Source organism: Rossellomorea sp. RS05 (assembly GCF_039822645.1).
GTDB lineage: Bacteria > Bacillota > Bacilli > Bacillales > Bacillaceae_B > Rossellomorea > Rossellomorea marisflavi_B.
Genome location: NZ_JBDKWY010000002.1, coordinates 279,302 through 296,353 on the forward strand (window position 1 = coordinate 279,302; position 17,052 = coordinate 296,353).

Below are 17,052 nucleotides of genomic sequence, written 5' to 3' on the forward strand. Positions count from 1 at the left end.
TTTCATTGAATTTGATGCGGAATGAATATTCATTCCGCTTGCGGTTTAATAAGTTGAATCGCATTCCAAAGGCTTTCCTCCACATCAAGAAGCAGAGAAGCATCCGGTGTGATATCGCCCGTTTCTACGATTCTTTGAAGCTCTAGAAACGCTCCGTAAATAATAGAGAAGAGCACGGGAGAAGGCAGGGGTTTCAGTTCCTCCTGTGTTTTGCCCCATTCGAAGAACTGTCCGAGCAGATCGGTAAGCTCGCTGAAGCAATCCAAACTGTCCCTGTTCAGGAAGTGCGCATGGCTATGCATCTTGATGAAATAAAGAGCATGGGGGTTACACGTCGTAAACGAAATCATGGAGCTGAAGATATGGTGAAATTGCTCCCGGATGGATGACGAGTACGGGTAATCTGAACGCAGGGATTCCGTGAATCGGGTGACATTATCTTGGAAGAGATGGTTGCCGAGGACTTCCTTATTTTCAAAGTAGCGGTAAATCGTCCCTGCTCCGACTCCTGCTTCTGTGGCGATCATCGGAATGGTGGTGGCATCGAAGCCTCTTTCTGAGAAGATTTTTAGGGCACCATGGATGATGCTCTGTCGCTTGGTGAGTGTGGCAGTCATTGGATGCACCCCGTTTCTGGATTCGAATTTTCTCTGGGAAAGACGCCCATTACGTAATAGTGTATACCTTTGGGGTGGGGAATCTCAATCAAGCATTGGACCCATAATATATGACGATTTGGTCAAATTTGGGCAGGAAGTTGGGGAGCATTCAGCATTCGCTGTACGGAATCCATTCTTAGAAAGAATTTCTTGAATAAGGAAAAAAGGAAGAAGACGGGGTCTCCTTCCTTGTCAGTGAATGGCGGGGAATTTAAGTTTCGTTTCAAAACGTTGACCTCTATGGATGAAATCAAGGAAACCATTGTAGTCTTTTACGATATCCTTGATCACCTTCGTGCCGAGTCCATGATGATCCCCCGATTTTGTCGTGATTCCCTCTTGTTGATAGATTTTATCAAGAATCGGACCGGGGATTGTTCGGCAGTGGTTTTCTACCTTCAGGATGTAAAAACCGCTCCGTTTGTGAAATTGAAGGGTGACGGCACCTTGCTCTCCGGTTTCTTCCTGCCACTCCACTGCAGCATCGATGCTGTTAGAGAGAAGGTTTCCGAGTAAGGCGACCAGTTCTTTATCAGTCATGGGCATGGTTGAAAGGGGAAGGTCCGTATCATACACGATGCTCAGACCGGCATTAGATGCATCCCTGTACATCTGATGTAGGATGCCAGCGATGCTGCCCCGTTCTCCTTTAATGGAGAGATTGGTCTTTTCGTAGCCATCCACAAGATCATCAAGGTATTCTTTTGCTTTCTCTGCTTCCTGGTGGTCGAGCATATAGTGAATGGCAGAGATATGCTTCAGGAAGTCATGACGTTCGCTCCGGACGATCCGGAACGTTTCATTCATATGGCTGCGTTCTTTAGCGAAACCGTCTTGCTCATTCAACAGTCCGGACAGAACACGGGAAGTGTACATCCGGATCCATTCGAGGCCGATGAAGCAGATAAGAAGGGGAAGGTTCCAATAACCGGAATCCAAGGCGAAACGGGGGACGATCAGAAGGATTTGAATAAGGTAGAAAGCACCGTTCAGTTGATAGCCAAGCGATGGAGCTGGATGCTTTCTCGCAACCCAGTAAACGACTGCCAGGGTCAGGAGCGCAGCGGGAAGTTCAATTGTCATCCAGGGGGATGCCGGCAGTAACCCCTGGATATGGATGAAACCGAGGACTGCGATGATTCCCCAGTGGATAAACGATTTTTTCATCATGGTACACCTCTTAAAAGTAATGCTCTTGCAGGAAATCGACCTTTTCCTTTGTGATCATGGCCTGTACACCGATTCCTTCGAATGTGATGACGTACGAATTCTTCGCATACAACGAAAAGTTCTTCACGTAATGGATGTTGATAATGAAAGACCGGTGAGACCGGATAAAGTCGCGCTCCCTCAGTTCTCCTTCTAGTTCATTGAGGGTGAGATACGTTTTGATCTGTTCGTTCCTCGTGTAGATAGTGGTGGAACGTCCGGAACGTTCGATGAAGATGATGTCCTTCTTCTGGACAATATGGATGTTGTTCTTTTGTTTCAGGTACAGCCTACCTGTCATCTCGGCGGATTTGGACTTCTCCATGAGCCGCTTCACCGATTGCTGGAGACGCTCCTTAGAGTACGGCTTCATAATGTAATCGTGCACGTTCAGTTCGAAGGCGTGAACCGCAAATCCGCTGTTCGCCGTTACAAAGATGACGGCAATGCTCAGGGCATGGGAGTGGATGATATCCGCCAGTTCATAGCCTGATAGATGAGGCATTTCAATATCGCAGATCAGTAGATCAACTGTTTCTTTTTTTATTTGTTCATAGGCTTCTTCGGCCGAAGTGGTGGAGAATACGATGTCCGCTCCTTCCACACCTGATACGATGACCTGAAGCTTATCAAGATCGATGACCCGATCGTCAACAAGACCAATTTTCATAGCGATCGCCTTTCATATGGATTTCTTTGTCCATTTTACCATTTTAAAGAGAGGTTTTGGCATTTTCGCGACATAAAATGGAACATTCACGACCACTCCGGAGACGATGTGCGATTTCCTTAGTAAGATAAACACAAGAAACCAAACAAGGAGCGGTGAAGATGATTGAAATCAATGAGGTCACAAAGAAATTCCAAGATAAGAAAAAGTCCATCACGGCACTGAAGCATGTGAGCTTTACCATCGGGAAGGGAGATACGGTTGGATTACTCGGAGAGAACGGGGCCGGCAAGACGACCCTTCTGCGTACGATTGCCACCCTTCTGGAGCCGACTAATGGCACAGTGACGGTAGGGGGCTACGATACAGTCAAAAGCCCGGATCAAATCAAGCGGAAAATCGGCGTTCTCTTTGGCGGGGAGACCGGCTTGTATGATCGTCTCACGGCAAAAGAAAATCTTGAGTACTTCGCGAGCCTGTACGGGATGAGCAAGCATGATACGAAAGTCAGGATCGATGAGCTTGCCAGGATGTTCGGCATGAGGGACTATCTCGGACGGAAAGTCGGAGGGTTCTCAAAGGGGATGCGCCAGAAGGTGGCGATCGCCCGTACCTTGATCCATGATCCAGATATCATCCTTTTCGATGAACCGACGACAGGGCTTGATATTACGTCTTCCAATGTGTTCCGTCAATTGGTCCATCAGCTTAAACGGGACGGAAAGACGATCATCTTCTCGAGTCACATCATGGAAGAAGTCACGATGCTGTGCGACAAGGTGGCGATGGTCCATAAAGGTGAACTCGTCTATCATGGACAGCTGGAAGATCTCTACGCACAAGAAAACAGTCGCGATCTGAACTTCATCTTTATGAGCAAACTCGTGAGGGGGGATGAGTACCATGCTTCTTAATATTTTTAAAAAGGAAATGAAAGATGCGTTCAGGGATAAGCGGACGTTGATTCTGACGGTTCTTCTACCGATCTTGATGATGACAGCATTGACGTTCTTTTATGAGGGGATGATGTCTGACAGTGAGGGAGACTCCTACACGCTGGCAGTGAATAAGGATCTAACGGAAGAGCAGTTGGCCTTATTTGAAGGTGATAAAAGCATCGATGTAACGAAAGTGGAAAATCCTGAAGACAGCGTTGAAAACGGAGACGCTTTGGCAGCTGTAATATTCAGTGATGACTTCATGGGAAGCGTTCAGAGAGGGGAAGAAGCCTCGGTCACGATTGTCGGTGATTCCATGAGTGAGAACTCGAGTCTCTTGATGAGTAAGGTCAGTGCGTATTTAACGGCCTTTGAAAAATCAGTTACAGCTGAGAGGTTGAAAAGTGAAGGCTTGGATGAGTCAACGATACAGCCATTCATCATGACCCAGCAGGAGTTGTCTGAAGAAGATACCGGGCTCTTCCTCATTGCCCTGATCATCCCGATGATGATGGCCCTTGCCATTGGAATAGGGGCGGGACCTGTATCAGCTGATCTGTTTGCCGGTGAAAAGGAAAAGAAAACAATGGAAGCCCTCCTGATCACGCCGGTGAAGCGTTCTACTCTTCTATGGGCGAAATGGTTGACCATCTCATCACTGGGGCTCATTACCGGGATGATCACATTACTCGTGGTGATTGTGGAAATTGCATTCTTTACTGAAAACTTGAGAAAAGGCATTTCCTTTGGGGATCAGCTCCCCCTTATCGTAGGTCTTGCGTTGTTGGTGGCTGTCGTGTACGCCATGTTTAATGCATCGATCTTGATGCTGACGAGTATCGCGGGGAAAACAATCAAAGAGGCTCAGAGCTATAGTACTCCAGTGATGATGCTGGCCGTATTCCCAAGTTTGTTCATTTCAGGAGTCAGCGTCAACGAACTTGCTGCCCATCACTTCCTCATCCCGATCCTGAATATGTTTAGCATCCTGAAGGAACTGATCTACGGTGTTGTCGATCCCGTCCACTTATCCATGATGATCGGCACGAATCTGATCGTCGTCGTAGTCATCTTCTTCATCGGGCGCATCATGTTCCTAAAGGATAAATGGGTGATGAATTAAACAAATGAACACCGCTCCACGAAGGAACGGTGTTCACTTTTGTACAGCCTATTTTCTTGAATCTAGTAATCTAGCTTATACCCTCTAGTATTCCGTGCATATGATAGGAGTAAGAAAGGGGGAGATTCATTTGATACAAGGCTGCGCAGACTTTGCACTTGCCATGGTCCTGTTGATCCTTTGGTACATTACATCATGGACACCTTGCTCCATTTTGCGTAATACGCTGAAGAACAGACTGTGCTGTGTCATAGGATGCTAGTGAGAGGACCTGGTCGTTCGGCCAGGGCTTCTTTTCTTTTTAGGCGGCTTTTTGAAAAAGGACCGGACAACAAGGAAGATACCTATAATGGCCGCATAGATCAGGAAGAATGCTAGGAATCCCCAGAGGCCGATGATGGCATCGGCGAATTCCATGTTCCCCCGCTGGGTGATCGCCTGCTGGATCTCAATGGCGAAAACTAGAACGAACATGAAAGTGAGAGTGTACATAAAAGAGAGACCTGCGATTCCAAACGGCATCTTGGCCGCTACCTTGGATACGGCATAGACAAAAAAGAACACGAGCATCCCGATGATGCCCATCACCCAGAAATGCAAATCTTTGTCGGTGAGGTTCAACCCCAGGCCATCTGTGACTTCAATGACTACGTCGTGGAAGTTATTGATCACTTCTACAATGGAAATGATGGCTTCTTTCAATCTCATCACGCCTTTACTCAATATGCACTGATTATAGCAGGGGGAGCAAGAGATGGCTACAGATGGTAGGAAATGAATGGAAAGGATGAGGAGCTTATGCTCATGAAAATCTGTGTAGATGTGATGATCGACCTGCTTCATCTGGTTTTCGTTTTTCTGGGGTGGAGTAACCGGATGTAGTAGAGAAGATGAACAGGTTGTAGCGTATCATTGGATGGGATGGTGGAAACATCCTTATGTTTAGTTCTTCACAAGTCGGGAAAACTCCCATTAGATAACCAATCAAACAGGAGGATTCAGTATCATGGGAAGATTAGACAACAAAGTATCCATCATCACAGGAGCCGCAACCGGGATCGGTGAAGCTGCAGCGAACGTATTTGCAGCAGAGGGCGCCAAGGTCATCCTTGCCGACGTTGATGAAAAGCAGGTCAATAAAACGGCAGAAAACATCCGGAAAGAAGGGGGCCATGCAGAGGCATACCACCTTGATGTCTCCAGTGAAGAAGGCGTCAAAGCATTTGCCCGTCATCTTGAGGAATCGTATGGCACGATAGACGTGCTCTTCAATAACGCCGGAGTGGATGAGCAGGGCGGGAAGGTCCACGAATATCCTGTGGAACTATTCGATAAGATCATTGCCGTTGATCTACGGGGTACATTCCTTGTCAGCAAATACCTGATCCCCCTCATGCTCGAGAAAGGCGGATCCATCATCAATAACGGATCCATGTCTGGACACGCAGCGGACCTTGATCGCTCAGGATATAATGCCGCCAAGGGAGGCATCATCAACTTTACCAAAGCAATGGCCATCGACTATGCGCGCCACGGAATCCGTGTGAATTCGGTTTCTCCGGGTACGATCGAAACCCCTCTCATCGATATCCTTGTCGGTGGGAAAGAGGATGACATGGGTGCGAAGTTCCGCGAAGCCAATAAATGGATTACCCCGATGGGTCGTCTCGGGCGCCCTACCGAAATGGCGACGGTAGCCCTGTTCCTTGCATCCGATGACAGCTCATATGTCACGGGAGAAGACATCAAGGCAGACGGAGGCATCATGGCGTACACCTGGCCTGGGAAGATGCTGATCGACCAGGATGAATGGAAAAAGGGTACTGAATAAGATCCATCATGAAAAGCCCAAGAGCTGGTTCTTGGGCTTTTTTGTGATTAAATAAAAACTGCATTGCTAAAAATGGAAACATTTGATAAACTAAAACTACTTTGTAATGCAACCTAGTTTGCATTGCATTCTTTTTCCTTAACTATATTGTAAAACAAAGTAGTTGAGGGAGAAAGGAGGACGATATGTCATCGAGCCAACTATTGAAGGGTGTACTGGAGGGCTGCCTCCTTTCGATCATTTCAAAAGGGGAAACGTATGGTTATGAAATGATCGAGAAACTGGCACAGCATGGGTTCACGATGGTGAAGGAAGGAAGCATTTATCCATTGCTCCTGCGTATGAAAAAGGATGGGTTGGTCAATACGATCCAGAAAGAACAGCCTTCGGGTGGGCCGAAGCGGAAATACTATCGCTTGACGGAGGCGGGGCAGGAAGAGCTGAACCAATTTAAAATGAGATGGAACGAGATGGCGACAAGCGTAAATCGATTGATAGAGGAGGAAGCGGAATGAATGTTTCAAAGGAAAGCAGGGACTTCCTGGACCGCCTGAGTGTTTACTTGTTTGCAAGCGGGAAGAAGGAAAAAGAGATCAGGGAGATCACGGGTGAACTGGAAGACCATCTTCATGAAGCCGAAAAGAAGGGGAAAAGCGTCGAGGATATCACCGGGCTGACGGCAAAACAGTACATGGATCAAATTGCGAAAGAGATGCCGTTTGATAAGATGGGGGTTTTCAAATATGCGCTGGTTTTGATCTTTGGGGCCATCGCTTTCTATGTGATGGGGGACGCCATTAACGGCACAATGGATTACTCATGGATCATCCTCATTGGTTTACCTGTCATGGTCCTGCTTTATGGTGGGATGATAGCAAAATTGTTCAAATATACAGCAGGAAAAGTATTTTCAAAGAAGAAGGAATTCACGCTCTATATAATGATGGGGGTAGTACCGCTTGTTGGTATGGGAGCAGTTGTGTTTTTAGATCAATTCTTAGAAGTTAGAAATATATCGTTTGGCACAACAGGAAGAATGGTTGCATTCGTTTTGTGCTCCCTCATCCTGATTGGGATATCGGTTTGGTCTAAGACGCTGATTATGATCATCCTTCCGATTGTCGTATATGTACCCCAATATTTTATCGAAAGATCTTCATGGTCGGAAGAAACACAGCTTATGATGATCGCGATGGTATTCCCGATAGGGTTCATGATTTCCCTGGGCATTTCTATCTTGCAGATGTGGCGAAAGGAACGCAGGCAGGTTGCATAATCTGTCGGGAGGAATCCCTTTCATTCCCCCGGTTTCTATGGTAAGATGACTGTACTTATAGGAATGGAGGTTTTCCAAATGATCTTGATCAGACTACGAATCCGCGAATGGAACGCATAATTGAATACGTTCAATGCTCTGCCTGTGTGCAGGGTAAATGGGATTGGTCTGATCGATTATAAGGGAAGCCTCGAACGTGGAGCCTTATCATTGAAATTGAATACCGACCGGTTGGCGCATGATGGGGAAGTGCGGATTTCCCCATGCCTTTTTCCGTTTACGAAAAGCACAGGCAGAGGTCTGGGCTTTTTTTCGTCTATAGGACCGATCCAGATCATTACCTAAGGGAAGATCGATGAAGGAGTGAGAAATGAATGGAAGAACAAAAATTAAAAGCAATCGCCATCGGCGTGAATACGAAAGATCGTGATAATGACTTTGAATATGGGATGCTTGAGCTCAAAGGACTTGCTGAAGCACGACATATGGACGTGGTGGGTGAATTCACCCAGAATATGCAACGTCCCAATCATGTGCATTATTTAGGGAAAGGGAAGATCGATGAACTGATCCCCCTCATAGAAGAGTGGGAAGCGGATGTGATCATCTCGAATGATGAACTGTCGCCTTCTCAGATCAGGGTGCTAGAGAAGAAGCTTGAACTCCGTGTGATGGACCGGACCATGCTCATTCTTGACATCTTCGCTGAACGCGCGAAGACAAGGGAAGCACAGCTTCAGGTGGAAGTTGCACAGCTACAGTATATGCTGCCCCGTCTGATTGGACGTAGGGAGTCCCTCGGTAGACAGGGGGGAGGCTCAGGACTTGCCAACCGTGGTGCCGGTGAAACGAAGCTTGAGCTCGACCGCCGTCGCATAGAGGACCGGATTACGGCTCTGCGCAAGGAACTTGACTCCCTCGTGGAACTGAGGAGTACGCAGCGAAAGCAACGGAAAAAGAGCGGGATTCCCGTCGTTTCCCTTGTGGGCTATACAAATGCCGGCAAATCGACAACGATGAATGCCTTCATAGAGCGCTTCCACCACAACAACGACAAGCAGGTGTTCGAGAAGGATATGCTGTTTGCCACTTTGGAGACATCCGTGCGTAACATCACGCTGCCGGATCAAAAGTCTTTCCTTCTGACCGATACGGTAGGTTTCGTCAACAAGCTGCCCCATCAGCTTGTCAAAGCATTCCGCTCAACCCTTGAGGAAGTGGTGGAAGCAGACCTGATCATCCATGTGGTGGATCTGGCCGACCCTCATCACGATACGATGATGGATGTGACGGACAAAACGCTTGAAGACATCGGAGTCGGTGATACACCGGTCCTGTATGCATTCAATAAAGCAGATCTTGTTGGCGGGGATATCCCTCGTGTCGAACAAGGCGGTGTCTTTTACTCAGCCAAGCAGAGGATCGGAATCGAAGAACTACTGGGTGAAGTGAAAAAACAGATCTTTGGCGATTATAAGACATGCACGATGCTCATCCCGTATGACCAGGGACAGCTGATTTCGTATTTTAACCAACAGGCAACCGTCCTTGAGACCGAATATGACGAGAAAGGCACGATCCTGAAGGTGGAATGTAGGGAAAGTGATGCCGAACGGTACCGAGACTATATCATCGCATGAACAAAAGCCCCGTCCTGGGTGAAGGACGGGGCTTTTTGATTACTTCTTATTGGTTGTTGAAGGCAGGTATTCGTTGAAGTAGTGCTTCGTTTCACTTGATATCACCTTGTACAGGAGTATGAGTGCAATCAAGTTCGGGATCATCATGAGCGCATTGGCCATGTCGGCGAACTTCCATACGACATTCAGGTTGGCAATGGCGCCGGCGAACGTTGCGATCACATACACGAGGCGATACGGTACGATGAAGCGGTAGTTGGTCAAGTACTCAAAGCATTTCTCCCCGTACATATACCAACCCACAATCGTGGAAAATCCGAAGAACACGACGGAAAACGATACGATGTATTCCCCAGCCGTGCCGAGGGCATGTCCGAAAGCGGCGCTGGTCAGGGCCCCGCCATCCAAGGAAGGATCATGGGCCACACCTGAGATCAATCCGCCGGACGGATCCCAAAAACCTGTGATGAGCAAAACGAGTCCTGTCATCGTACAGACGATGATGGTCACGATGAACGTACCGGTCATGGCGACAAGTGCCTGTTTAACCGGATGGTCGGTCTTGGCATTCCCCGCAATGAGGGCTGCCGTCCCGAGTCCGGATTCATTGGAGAAGATCCCTTTCGAGAACCCACTCCTCACTGCCTCTGCGACTACGACTCCACCAAATCCTCCTGCTGCTGCAACAGGATTGAAAGCATATTCAAAGATCAGGGAGAAGGAGGGGATGATCATATCGTAATTGATGAAGATGATTAAAAGAGATCCTCCTATATAGAGAAAGGCCATGATCGGGACGAAGAAGGATGCAACGGTCGAGATCCTCTGTATGCCTCCGAAGATGATGAGTGCTGTCAGTACAGCCAAGGTGATTCCGGTAATCCATGGATTAATGGAGAAGCTTGATGTCATGACATCGGCAATCGTATTGGATTGGACGCTGTTGCCGATTCCGAGAGCTGCAAATGCACCGAACAGGGCAAAGGCGACACCGAGGAATTTCCATTTCCGCCCGAGCCCTTTTTCCACGTAGTACATCGGTCCACCGGAGTATTCGCCGTTTTTGTTTTTAACCCGGTATTTCATGGCGAGCAGTGCTTCGGCGTACTTTGTCGCCATCCCCACGAGACCGACGACCCACATCCAGAAGATGGCTCCGGGACCGCCAATCGTGATGGCTGTTGCCACCCCTGCGATATTCCCGTTCCCAATAGTGGCCGACAATGCGGTCATCAGTGTTTTGAAGTTGGAGATATCCCCTTCGGATGAATCTGTCGAAGCGGACGGTTTTTCTTTCGTGAATGCGAGTTTAAATGCATAGAATAGCCTGCGGAACTGAATGCCTCTCAATACCAGTGTCAAAAATAGGCCCGTTCCGAATAACAGTACTAAACTTGGTGTTCCCCACAAGAATGAATTGATCTTGTCTAGTACGTCTAACATCGAATCCTCCTCTAGCTGTCTGTGAATATGTGAGTTTCCAACTCTTATTATATATAGTATCATCAAGAATGTGGATAGGGTTTTGTCGAAAAATGAAAGTTGAAGCGTTTACATTTGTGCGTTTACACAAATGGGTGGATAATGTTTGTAGGGATGGAAATGGACTGGTGGTTCATTTTGAAAAACATATCCGAAATGTCGGGAAACCGTTGCTTCGGAAACCGTACATCTACTATGATAAAAACGGATCAATGAAATGAACGCAAAAGGAGTGGTACGAATGGACAAATCCTCAGAGCAACTCGACCCTTTCAAGGGACCATTCCAATCGTTAGAAGAACTGGCTGACGCCATCAGTGAGACAATCGGATGCCCGATTACGATAGAAGATGCCAATCACCGCATTCTCGCATACAGCACCCATGATGATGACGTGGATCCTGCCCGCATGGCGACGATCATGCGCAGGAAGGTTCCCGATAATGTTATCAAGAGTCTGTGGAAAAACGGAGTCATCCCGAAACTATTCGACAGTGACGAGCCTGTCATCATCCCTGCCATCTCAGAAGTCGGTCTCGGGAAACGGGTGGCGATATCAGTATGGAAGAACGATGAAATCCTCGGCTTCATATGGGGACAGGTGACATGGGATATCACAGACGAAGAATTGGATTTCTTCCGTAAAGCGGGGAAGGTCGTCAAGAATCAGATGTTATCGTTGAAAATACGGAAGAAGGCGGGGGAAGAGGGGCACAAAGATTTCTTCTGGCAGCTGTTGACCGGTCATTTGAGAGATCGCGGCAAGATTGATTCCCTTTCTGAAAAATATCATCTTACCATGAACGGGTCCACGGGTATTGTGGTTTTTGAGTTCCCCGAAGAAATACAGCAATCCTTGGAGCGTCACGTAAACTACTATATCCAGGCTTCTTCTTATATAAAACTTATCACAAGCACGACGGATGAAAACCAGCTGATCCTTCTCGTAAGGCCGTTCCAGGATGAAGGGCCAGCAAGGCAGATCAAGGATTTTGTCCGAGATTTCGTGGAAGAGATCAGCAGCAGACTCGGAGTCCCGGAGCTCAAAGGAGCCGCCGGTACCCTCTACCGCTCACCTGTAAGCATCCGTGACAGCTATAAAGAAGCACTATATGTGCTATCGATCAAGGATCGATTTAAATATGAGGCAAGTGGGATCTATACGTATCAGGAGCTTGGGATCTTCCAGTTCATCGATGAGCTGTATGAAAAGCGAGTCCGGGACGGCTATCAGAATTATCATTTGGAGAAATTGATGGAGTATGACCGGAAGCACCATTCCCAGCTTCTTGAGACGATCGATATGTACCTGAGATACGACTGCAACGTCAATGAGGCTTCAAAGGCCCTTCATGTTCATGCCAATACACTGAATTACCGCCTGAAGAGGATTGGGGAGATCACTGAGATGGATCTGAAGGACCCGAATCAGAAAATGACCTTATACTTGGATCTTAAAATCGAACAGATGAAAAAATGACTGGTTTGTGGAATTCTCCAAACCGGTCTTCTTTTTTTCTCTATTTTCCACGATGCAATTACTGTGAAGAATCCATATAATCAGAATTAACCAAATAATGATTATAGGAGAGATGTAGCGATGCAGATTGGAATTCCTAAAGAAATCAAAAACAATGAGAACCGTGTAGCCATCACACCTGCTGGTGTCCTGAACCTGGTGAAGGCAGGTCATTCCGTATATATCGAATCTGGAGCTGGAATTGGAAGCGGTTTCACTGATGAGTCCTATCAAGAAGCGGGAGCGAAAATCGAAGCCTCGGCAGCTGATGTGTGGAATAAAGCCATGGTCATGAAAGTGAAAGAACCACTTCCGTCTGAATATGTGTATTTCCACAAAGGTCTGATCTTGTTCACTTACCTGCATCTTGCAGCAGAACCGGAACTTGCCCAAGCACTGGTTGAAAAGGAAGTAACGGCCATTGCCTATGAAACGGTGGAAGTCAACCGCACCCTGCCTCTTCTGACTCCAATGAGTGAGGTAGCAGGACGCATGGCTACACAGATCGGTGCACAATTCCTCGAGAAACCGAAGGGCGGAAAAGGAATCCTGCTGAGCGGAGTACCGGGTGTGAAACGTGGCAAGGTGACCATCATCGGAGGCGGAGTCGTCGGGACGAACGCAGCGAAGATGGCTGTCGGCCTTGGAGCGGACGTTACCTTGATCGATCTGAGCGCCGAACGCCTGCGCCAGCTCGACGATATCTTCGGCAATGATATTCAAACGTTAATGTCGAACCGCTTGAACATTGAAGATGCAGTTAAGGATTCCGATCTTGTCATCGGTGCCGTCTTGATCCCTGGAGCCAAAGCACCAAAGCTTGTGACAGAAGACATGGTCAAGTCCATGCAACCGGGGTCTGTCCTTGTGGATGTAGCCATCGATCAGGGCGGAATCATCGAAACATGCGATCATATCTCCACGCATGATGATCCTACGTACGAAAAACACGGAGTGGTTCATTATGCCGTAGCAAATATGCCGGGTGCGGTTCCACGTACCTCCACGATTGCTTTGACGAACGTAACCGTTCCATACGCTCTCCAGATTGCCAACAAAGGAGTGGCGAAAGCGATCCAAGATAATATGGCCCTTGCGAAAGGGGTCAATGTAGCGAACGGGTTCATCACGTATGAAGCAGTGGCGAGAGATCTTGGGTACAAATACGTTACAGCGCATGACGCGATCCTTACAACCGTAGTTTGATAAATATGTAGAATGGCCTTGTCTGGAGTCTGAATGTTTCAGGCAGGGTGCTCTACTGATAAGAGCCATTTGAAAAGACGTGTGAAGTAGTACACGTCTTTTTTCTTGTATAAAAAATCTTCATATCTCTTTCTTGGCATACAAGCAAACAGTGTATTATATAATGGACCATACGTATTGTGGGATTGAAACATAGCGTTATGATCGAGCCGGCTGCCTTTTATAACTAATGGAGCTGATCGGTTTGGTTTATCCTAATTGGGGAGGGCTGTTTTTGAGGATACTAGTGACTGGTTCAACAGGGCGCCTAGGTTCAGCGGTACTTAATCAACTTAAAGAGCGTGAGTGTAGTGTCCTCATGACTTCAAGACGAAAACCTGAATACAGTGATCGTTTTGACTGGGTTTATAGTGATATGCTATCAGGTGAAGGATTAGAAGAGGCCGCAAGAGATATAGATGTGGTCATTCACACAGCAACCAGCCCAATGAAGAAAACCAAGGAAATTGAAGTTTCGGGTTTCACGAACTTTTTGAGTAAACTCACACACATAAAACATTTTATCTATCCATCGATTGTTGGGATCGAAGATATACCATATAACTATTACAAACATAAACACGAAGCAGAAGAAGTGCTGAAACATAGTAATATTCCTTACACAATCGTTCGTGCAACTCAGTTCCATAGTTTTGTAGATTCTTTGTTTTTGTCAAAGCCTTTTTTAAAGGGGTATTTTATTCCTGGAAACATCAAGTTCCAGACCGTGGATGTAGGTGAATTTGCCAATCATTTAATTGATTTAACGGAAAAGGGACCCCAAGGGAGAACGGGCGATTTTGCAGGTCCCAAAGTCATGACACTAAGAGAAATGGCCGATTTGAAAATAGGGATGGGTAACAAACCAAGTATGGTATATAATGTAGCCTTCCCAGGAAAACTGTACAAATCTTTATTGGAAGGTAAAAACACGAATCCAACGCAGAATGTGGGGAGCGTTACATTTGAGGACTTTTTAAGAAAAAATATGACTGGAAAATAGGAATAAAGGAAAACTCGCCATTACGGGGCGAGTTTTCCTTTATTTTGGGTGATAATATATCGTCTATTACTGTGCGCTTTAGAAAAGAATCGCAGCGGACAGGGCTTTTTGGTGCTTGAAACCGTATCTCTAATTCTATAGCAGGGTAAGCAACAAAATGGCGACAACCGGTGCAAGGATGAGAAGGTAGCCGGTAGGTCTGGCGAAGTTTATCGTCCAGCCGACACCGAATCGTTTTTCCACCAAGAAGGAAGGATCCTCACGGTTGAAGTAAAAAATGCCGCCGATCCAGTGGGAATCCTCGTCTTCATTGACGGTGTCCCCACCCTCATCGATGATGGTGGTACGGTCCAGATCCGAATCGGATTTTCCTACTTTTATGGCCATCAAGACAGCACCGAAGAAAACGAGTACAGAGAAGGCCAGCGGTGCAAAGAGCATGAGGGACCCGCTTAATAGATTTTTGTAAGCCGTTTGAATATGAAGTATGCTGAATAGCATGGCTGTTGCCATGGAAATGAAGAACAAGAACCAGCTGGAGTACTTCCTAAGCTTGAACTGTCGGATCTTGGATGCTGGAATGTTCCCTGCGCTCAGTTTGATTCCGGAGTTCCGCGTCAATTCGTGGATGGCAAGGAACATGGCGCTCATGAGCAGTAAAACAAATGGCATCGTCAGCACGCTTACCCTGGTTTTGGTTGTGAAGGCATCCGGTTCTCCACTTGGTCCCCAATGGGTCGGCAGTTGATCTGGGAAGAGCTGATAATTCATTAGGGTGAAGACGATGAGACCTGCCCCGAGCACGATCGGGAACAGGAAGAGGTACCAGGGGAGCATTTCATCATTGGACCTAGAGGTAAGCTCCGATACGCGGACCTGTCTTCGTCCTTTGAACCAATGGCTTTCATGTTTGTACTGAACCACTCGCATGTGGAAGTAGGCATAGAGGGACATGGAGATGAAGATGATGATGAACGGAAGCAGGATCCCTGAAGCAATGAGCCGGTCCTCAGGTAGGTCGCCTGAGCCGGTTACCATAAAGAACAGGACAATACCGGCTACAGAAAGCATGGCGGTGACCGCCGCATAGATTTTTTTGAAGCGGAGCAATTGAGCGTCTCGTATGTGCTCTACGGGAATCGTGACCCCGAATACAACGGTGCGTTTCACGATGAATGGCAGCATCACTTGTATAAGGAGTATGATGCCGATCATACCGATCAATAAAATGGATTGCATGGTTTATTCCCCCTTGATACTTGATTGAATGGATCTGATCATATCCTGCAGCTGTTCTTCCGTCATTCCGACGGCCAGTGCTTCGGCAAGGAGCGGCCGGATGGAGGAGGCGATCATGTCGATCCGTTCCTTTGTCGGTTCGTCGGGCGCGAGGATGACGGCACCGGACTTGGGTACGATCTGAATGATCCCTTTGTCCTCTAATTCATGGTAGCTTTTATTGACCGTGTGCATGTTGACGCCCAGGTCAGCGGCAAAGGACCGGACCGATGGCAGCACATCCCTAGGCTTCAACTCACCCCGCACGATGCCCTCGACAATCCCATTCCGTACTTGGGCATAGATCGGAATGGGAGAATGTGGTTCAATTTGGATCAGCAAAAGATCACCTCCTGTTTGTTATATGTTTATTATAACAGATCTGTTCTATTATATGTATAACAAAGTGAAAATAGGCTTGTCCTTTTTGATGAAAGGCAGCCAATCATCGTCTGCCACGGACCTTTGTGTAATAGAAAATCATGATCGTGATAAGAACAAGAGTGACGACGCCGGTCTCGATCCAGGACAGGGACAGGACTCCTAGGGGGATCAGTGATAGACAGAAAAAGTAGAGAAAGTTGCCTGTGATGGTCCCGGTGATCAAATGCCGGAATGAAATCCCGCTGACACCAGCCACGATATTGACGAGGCTCGTAGGAATCATCGGGATGATCCGACCTTGGAATACATACGTGAATCCACGTTCCTTCAGGTGGGGGGAAGGAGCGATTCGGGAAGAAAGGCTTGGAAGGAAGAGCTGTCTGACGGAAAGAAAGACGATCCCGGCTCCGATGATACTCGAAATCCAGCTCCAAAGGAATCCTTGCCAGAAACCAAAAATCGTTACATTTATTGAAATGACGAGAATAAGAGGGATGACGGTAAACGAATTCTGGATAATCATGACGAGCAGGGTAAGTCCGTAAAGGCTGAATCCGTTAGACTCCTTCAAGGAAGAAAGGGAGGATTCATCCCCTGAGAGGATCAAACCGATGGTGTCTCTCTGAAGAAAGCCGACAGTGGCCAACAGGGTAAGGAAGAAAAAAACAAAAACGTTTCTGCTCATACTTGATGCACCGCTTTTTGATGTATCCTATGTCGCTTCAGTATGAGCTGTGAGGGCGGGCAGATGTCATGAACTCGGGAGAACAGCCTACTGGTTTTTGCATATGATGC

The 17,052-nt window shown here is 47.2% G+C and carries 17 protein-coding genes; 9 read left to right on the forward strand and 8 right to left on the reverse strand.

Annotated elements, in window-relative coordinates:
- Nucleotides 1-29: 29 nt before the first annotated feature.
- The 3 genes from ABJ225_RS09160 to ABJ225_RS09170 form a co-directional block, all read right to left on the reverse strand.
- Nucleotides 30-617, reverse strand: coding sequence for a TetR/AcrR family transcriptional regulator (locus tag ABJ225_RS09160; RefSeq protein ID WP_056534423.1), 588 nt, complete (start codon nt 615-617; stop codon nt 30-32).
- A gap of 234 nt (nt 618-851) precedes the next feature.
- A complete protein-coding gene (locus ABJ225_RS09165; protein ID WP_347319749.1) occupies nt 852-1,826 on the reverse strand; it encodes a sensor histidine kinase in 975 nt (324 codons plus the stop codon).
- A 13-nt stretch (nt 1,827-1,839) separates the two neighbouring features.
- A complete protein-coding gene (locus ABJ225_RS09170; protein WP_347319751.1) occupies nt 1,840-2,538 on the reverse strand; it encodes a LytR/AlgR family response regulator transcription factor in 699 nt (232 codons plus the stop codon).
- A gap of 161 nt (nt 2,539-2,699) precedes the next feature.
- On the opposite strand from ABJ225_RS09170, the gene ABJ225_RS09175 reads away from it, so the two are divergent.
- Both ABJ225_RS09175 and ABJ225_RS09180 read left to right on the forward strand, forming a co-directional pair.
- Nucleotides 2,700-3,452, forward strand: a complete 753-nt coding sequence (locus tag ABJ225_RS09175; RefSeq protein WP_347319753.1) for an ABC transporter ATP-binding protein — start codon at nt 2,700-2,702, stop codon at nt 3,450-3,452.
- Nucleotides 3,442-4,599: an ABC transporter permease gene (locus ABJ225_RS09180; RefSeq protein WP_347319755.1), complete on the forward strand. Its 1,158-nt coding sequence runs from the start codon at nt 3,442-3,444 to the stop codon at nt 4,597-4,599. Before ABJ225_RS09175 ends, ABJ225_RS09180 begins: the two co-directional genes overlap by 11 nt.
- Nucleotides 4,600-4,857: 258 nt before the next feature.
- On the opposite strand, the gene ABJ225_RS09185 is transcribed toward ABJ225_RS09180, so the two are convergent.
- Nucleotides 4,858-5,442: a hypothetical protein gene (locus tag ABJ225_RS09185; protein ID WP_347319757.1), complete on the reverse strand. Its 585-nt coding sequence runs from the start codon at nt 5,440-5,442 to the stop codon at nt 4,858-4,860.
- Between the two features lie 163 nt (nt 5,443-5,605).
- Here ABJ225_RS09185 and ABJ225_RS09190 point away from each other — a divergent pair, with 163 nt between their 5' ends.
- The 4 genes from ABJ225_RS09190 (at nt 5,606) to hflX (ending at nt 9,346) form a co-directional block, all read left to right on the forward strand.
- Nucleotides 5,606-6,430, forward strand: coding sequence for an SDR family oxidoreductase (locus tag ABJ225_RS09190; RefSeq protein ID WP_347319759.1), 825 nt, complete (start codon nt 5,606-5,608; stop codon nt 6,428-6,430).
- 185 nt (nt 6,431-6,615) lie between these two features.
- Nucleotides 6,616-6,945: a PadR family transcriptional regulator gene (locus tag ABJ225_RS09195; protein WP_218246957.1), complete on the forward strand. Its 330-nt coding sequence runs from the start codon at nt 6,616-6,618 to the stop codon at nt 6,943-6,945.
- A complete protein-coding gene (locus ABJ225_RS09200) occupies nt 6,942-7,706 on the forward strand; it encodes an HAAS domain-containing protein (protein ID WP_347319761.1) in 765 nt (254 codons plus the stop codon). Before ABJ225_RS09195 ends, ABJ225_RS09200 begins: the two co-directional genes overlap by 4 nt.
- A gap of 374 nt (nt 7,707-8,080) precedes the next feature.
- Entirely contained in the window at nt 8,081-9,346 is a 1,266-nt protein-coding gene (gene hflX / locus ABJ225_RS09205; RefSeq protein ID WP_056534442.1) for a GTPase HflX, read from the forward strand.
- A 39-nt stretch (nt 9,347-9,385) separates the two neighbouring features.
- On the opposite strand, the gene ABJ225_RS09210 is transcribed toward hflX, so the two are convergent.
- Nucleotides 9,386-10,789: an alanine/glycine:cation symporter family protein gene (locus ABJ225_RS09210; RefSeq protein ID WP_056534444.1), complete on the reverse strand. Its 1,404-nt coding sequence runs from the start codon at nt 10,787-10,789 to the stop codon at nt 9,386-9,388.
- Nucleotides 10,790-11,069: 280 nt separating this feature from the next.
- Here ABJ225_RS09210 and ABJ225_RS09215 point away from each other — a divergent pair, with 280 nt between their 5' ends.
- The 3 genes from ABJ225_RS09215 (at nt 11,070) to ABJ225_RS09225 (ending at nt 14,595) form a co-directional block, all read left to right on the forward strand.
- A complete protein-coding gene (locus tag ABJ225_RS09215) occupies nt 11,070-12,308 on the forward strand; it encodes a PucR family transcriptional regulator (RefSeq protein ID WP_179125751.1) in 1,239 nt (412 codons plus the stop codon).
- Nucleotides 12,309-12,428: 120 nt separating this feature from the next.
- Nucleotides 12,429-13,553: an alanine dehydrogenase gene (gene ald, locus ABJ225_RS09220; RefSeq protein WP_218246953.1), complete on the forward strand. Its 1,125-nt coding sequence runs from the start codon at nt 12,429-12,431 to the stop codon at nt 13,551-13,553.
- 229 nt (nt 13,554-13,782) lie between these two features.
- Nucleotides 13,783-14,595 (forward strand): SDR family oxidoreductase, encoded by an 813-nt coding sequence (locus ABJ225_RS09225; protein WP_347319764.1) that lies wholly within the window; start codon nt 13,783-13,785, stop codon nt 14,593-14,595.
- A 135-nt stretch (nt 14,596-14,730) separates the two neighbouring features.
- On the opposite strand, the gene ABJ225_RS09230 is transcribed toward ABJ225_RS09225, so the two are convergent.
- From ABJ225_RS09230 to ABJ225_RS09240, 3 genes are all read right to left on the reverse strand, one after another.
- Entirely contained in the window at nt 14,731-15,834 is a 1,104-nt protein-coding gene (locus ABJ225_RS09230) for a DUF1648 domain-containing protein (protein ID WP_347319766.1), read from the reverse strand.
- Nucleotides 15,835-15,837: 3 nt separating this feature from the next.
- Entirely contained in the window at nt 15,838-16,215 is a 378-nt protein-coding gene (locus tag ABJ225_RS09235) for a GntR family transcriptional regulator (protein ID WP_347319768.1), read from the reverse strand.
- Between the two features lie 103 nt (nt 16,216-16,318).
- Entirely contained in the window at nt 16,319-16,942 is a 624-nt protein-coding gene (locus ABJ225_RS09240; RefSeq protein ID WP_347319770.1) for a TVP38/TMEM64 family protein, read from the reverse strand.
- Nucleotides 16,943-17,052 lie beyond the last annotated feature (110 nt).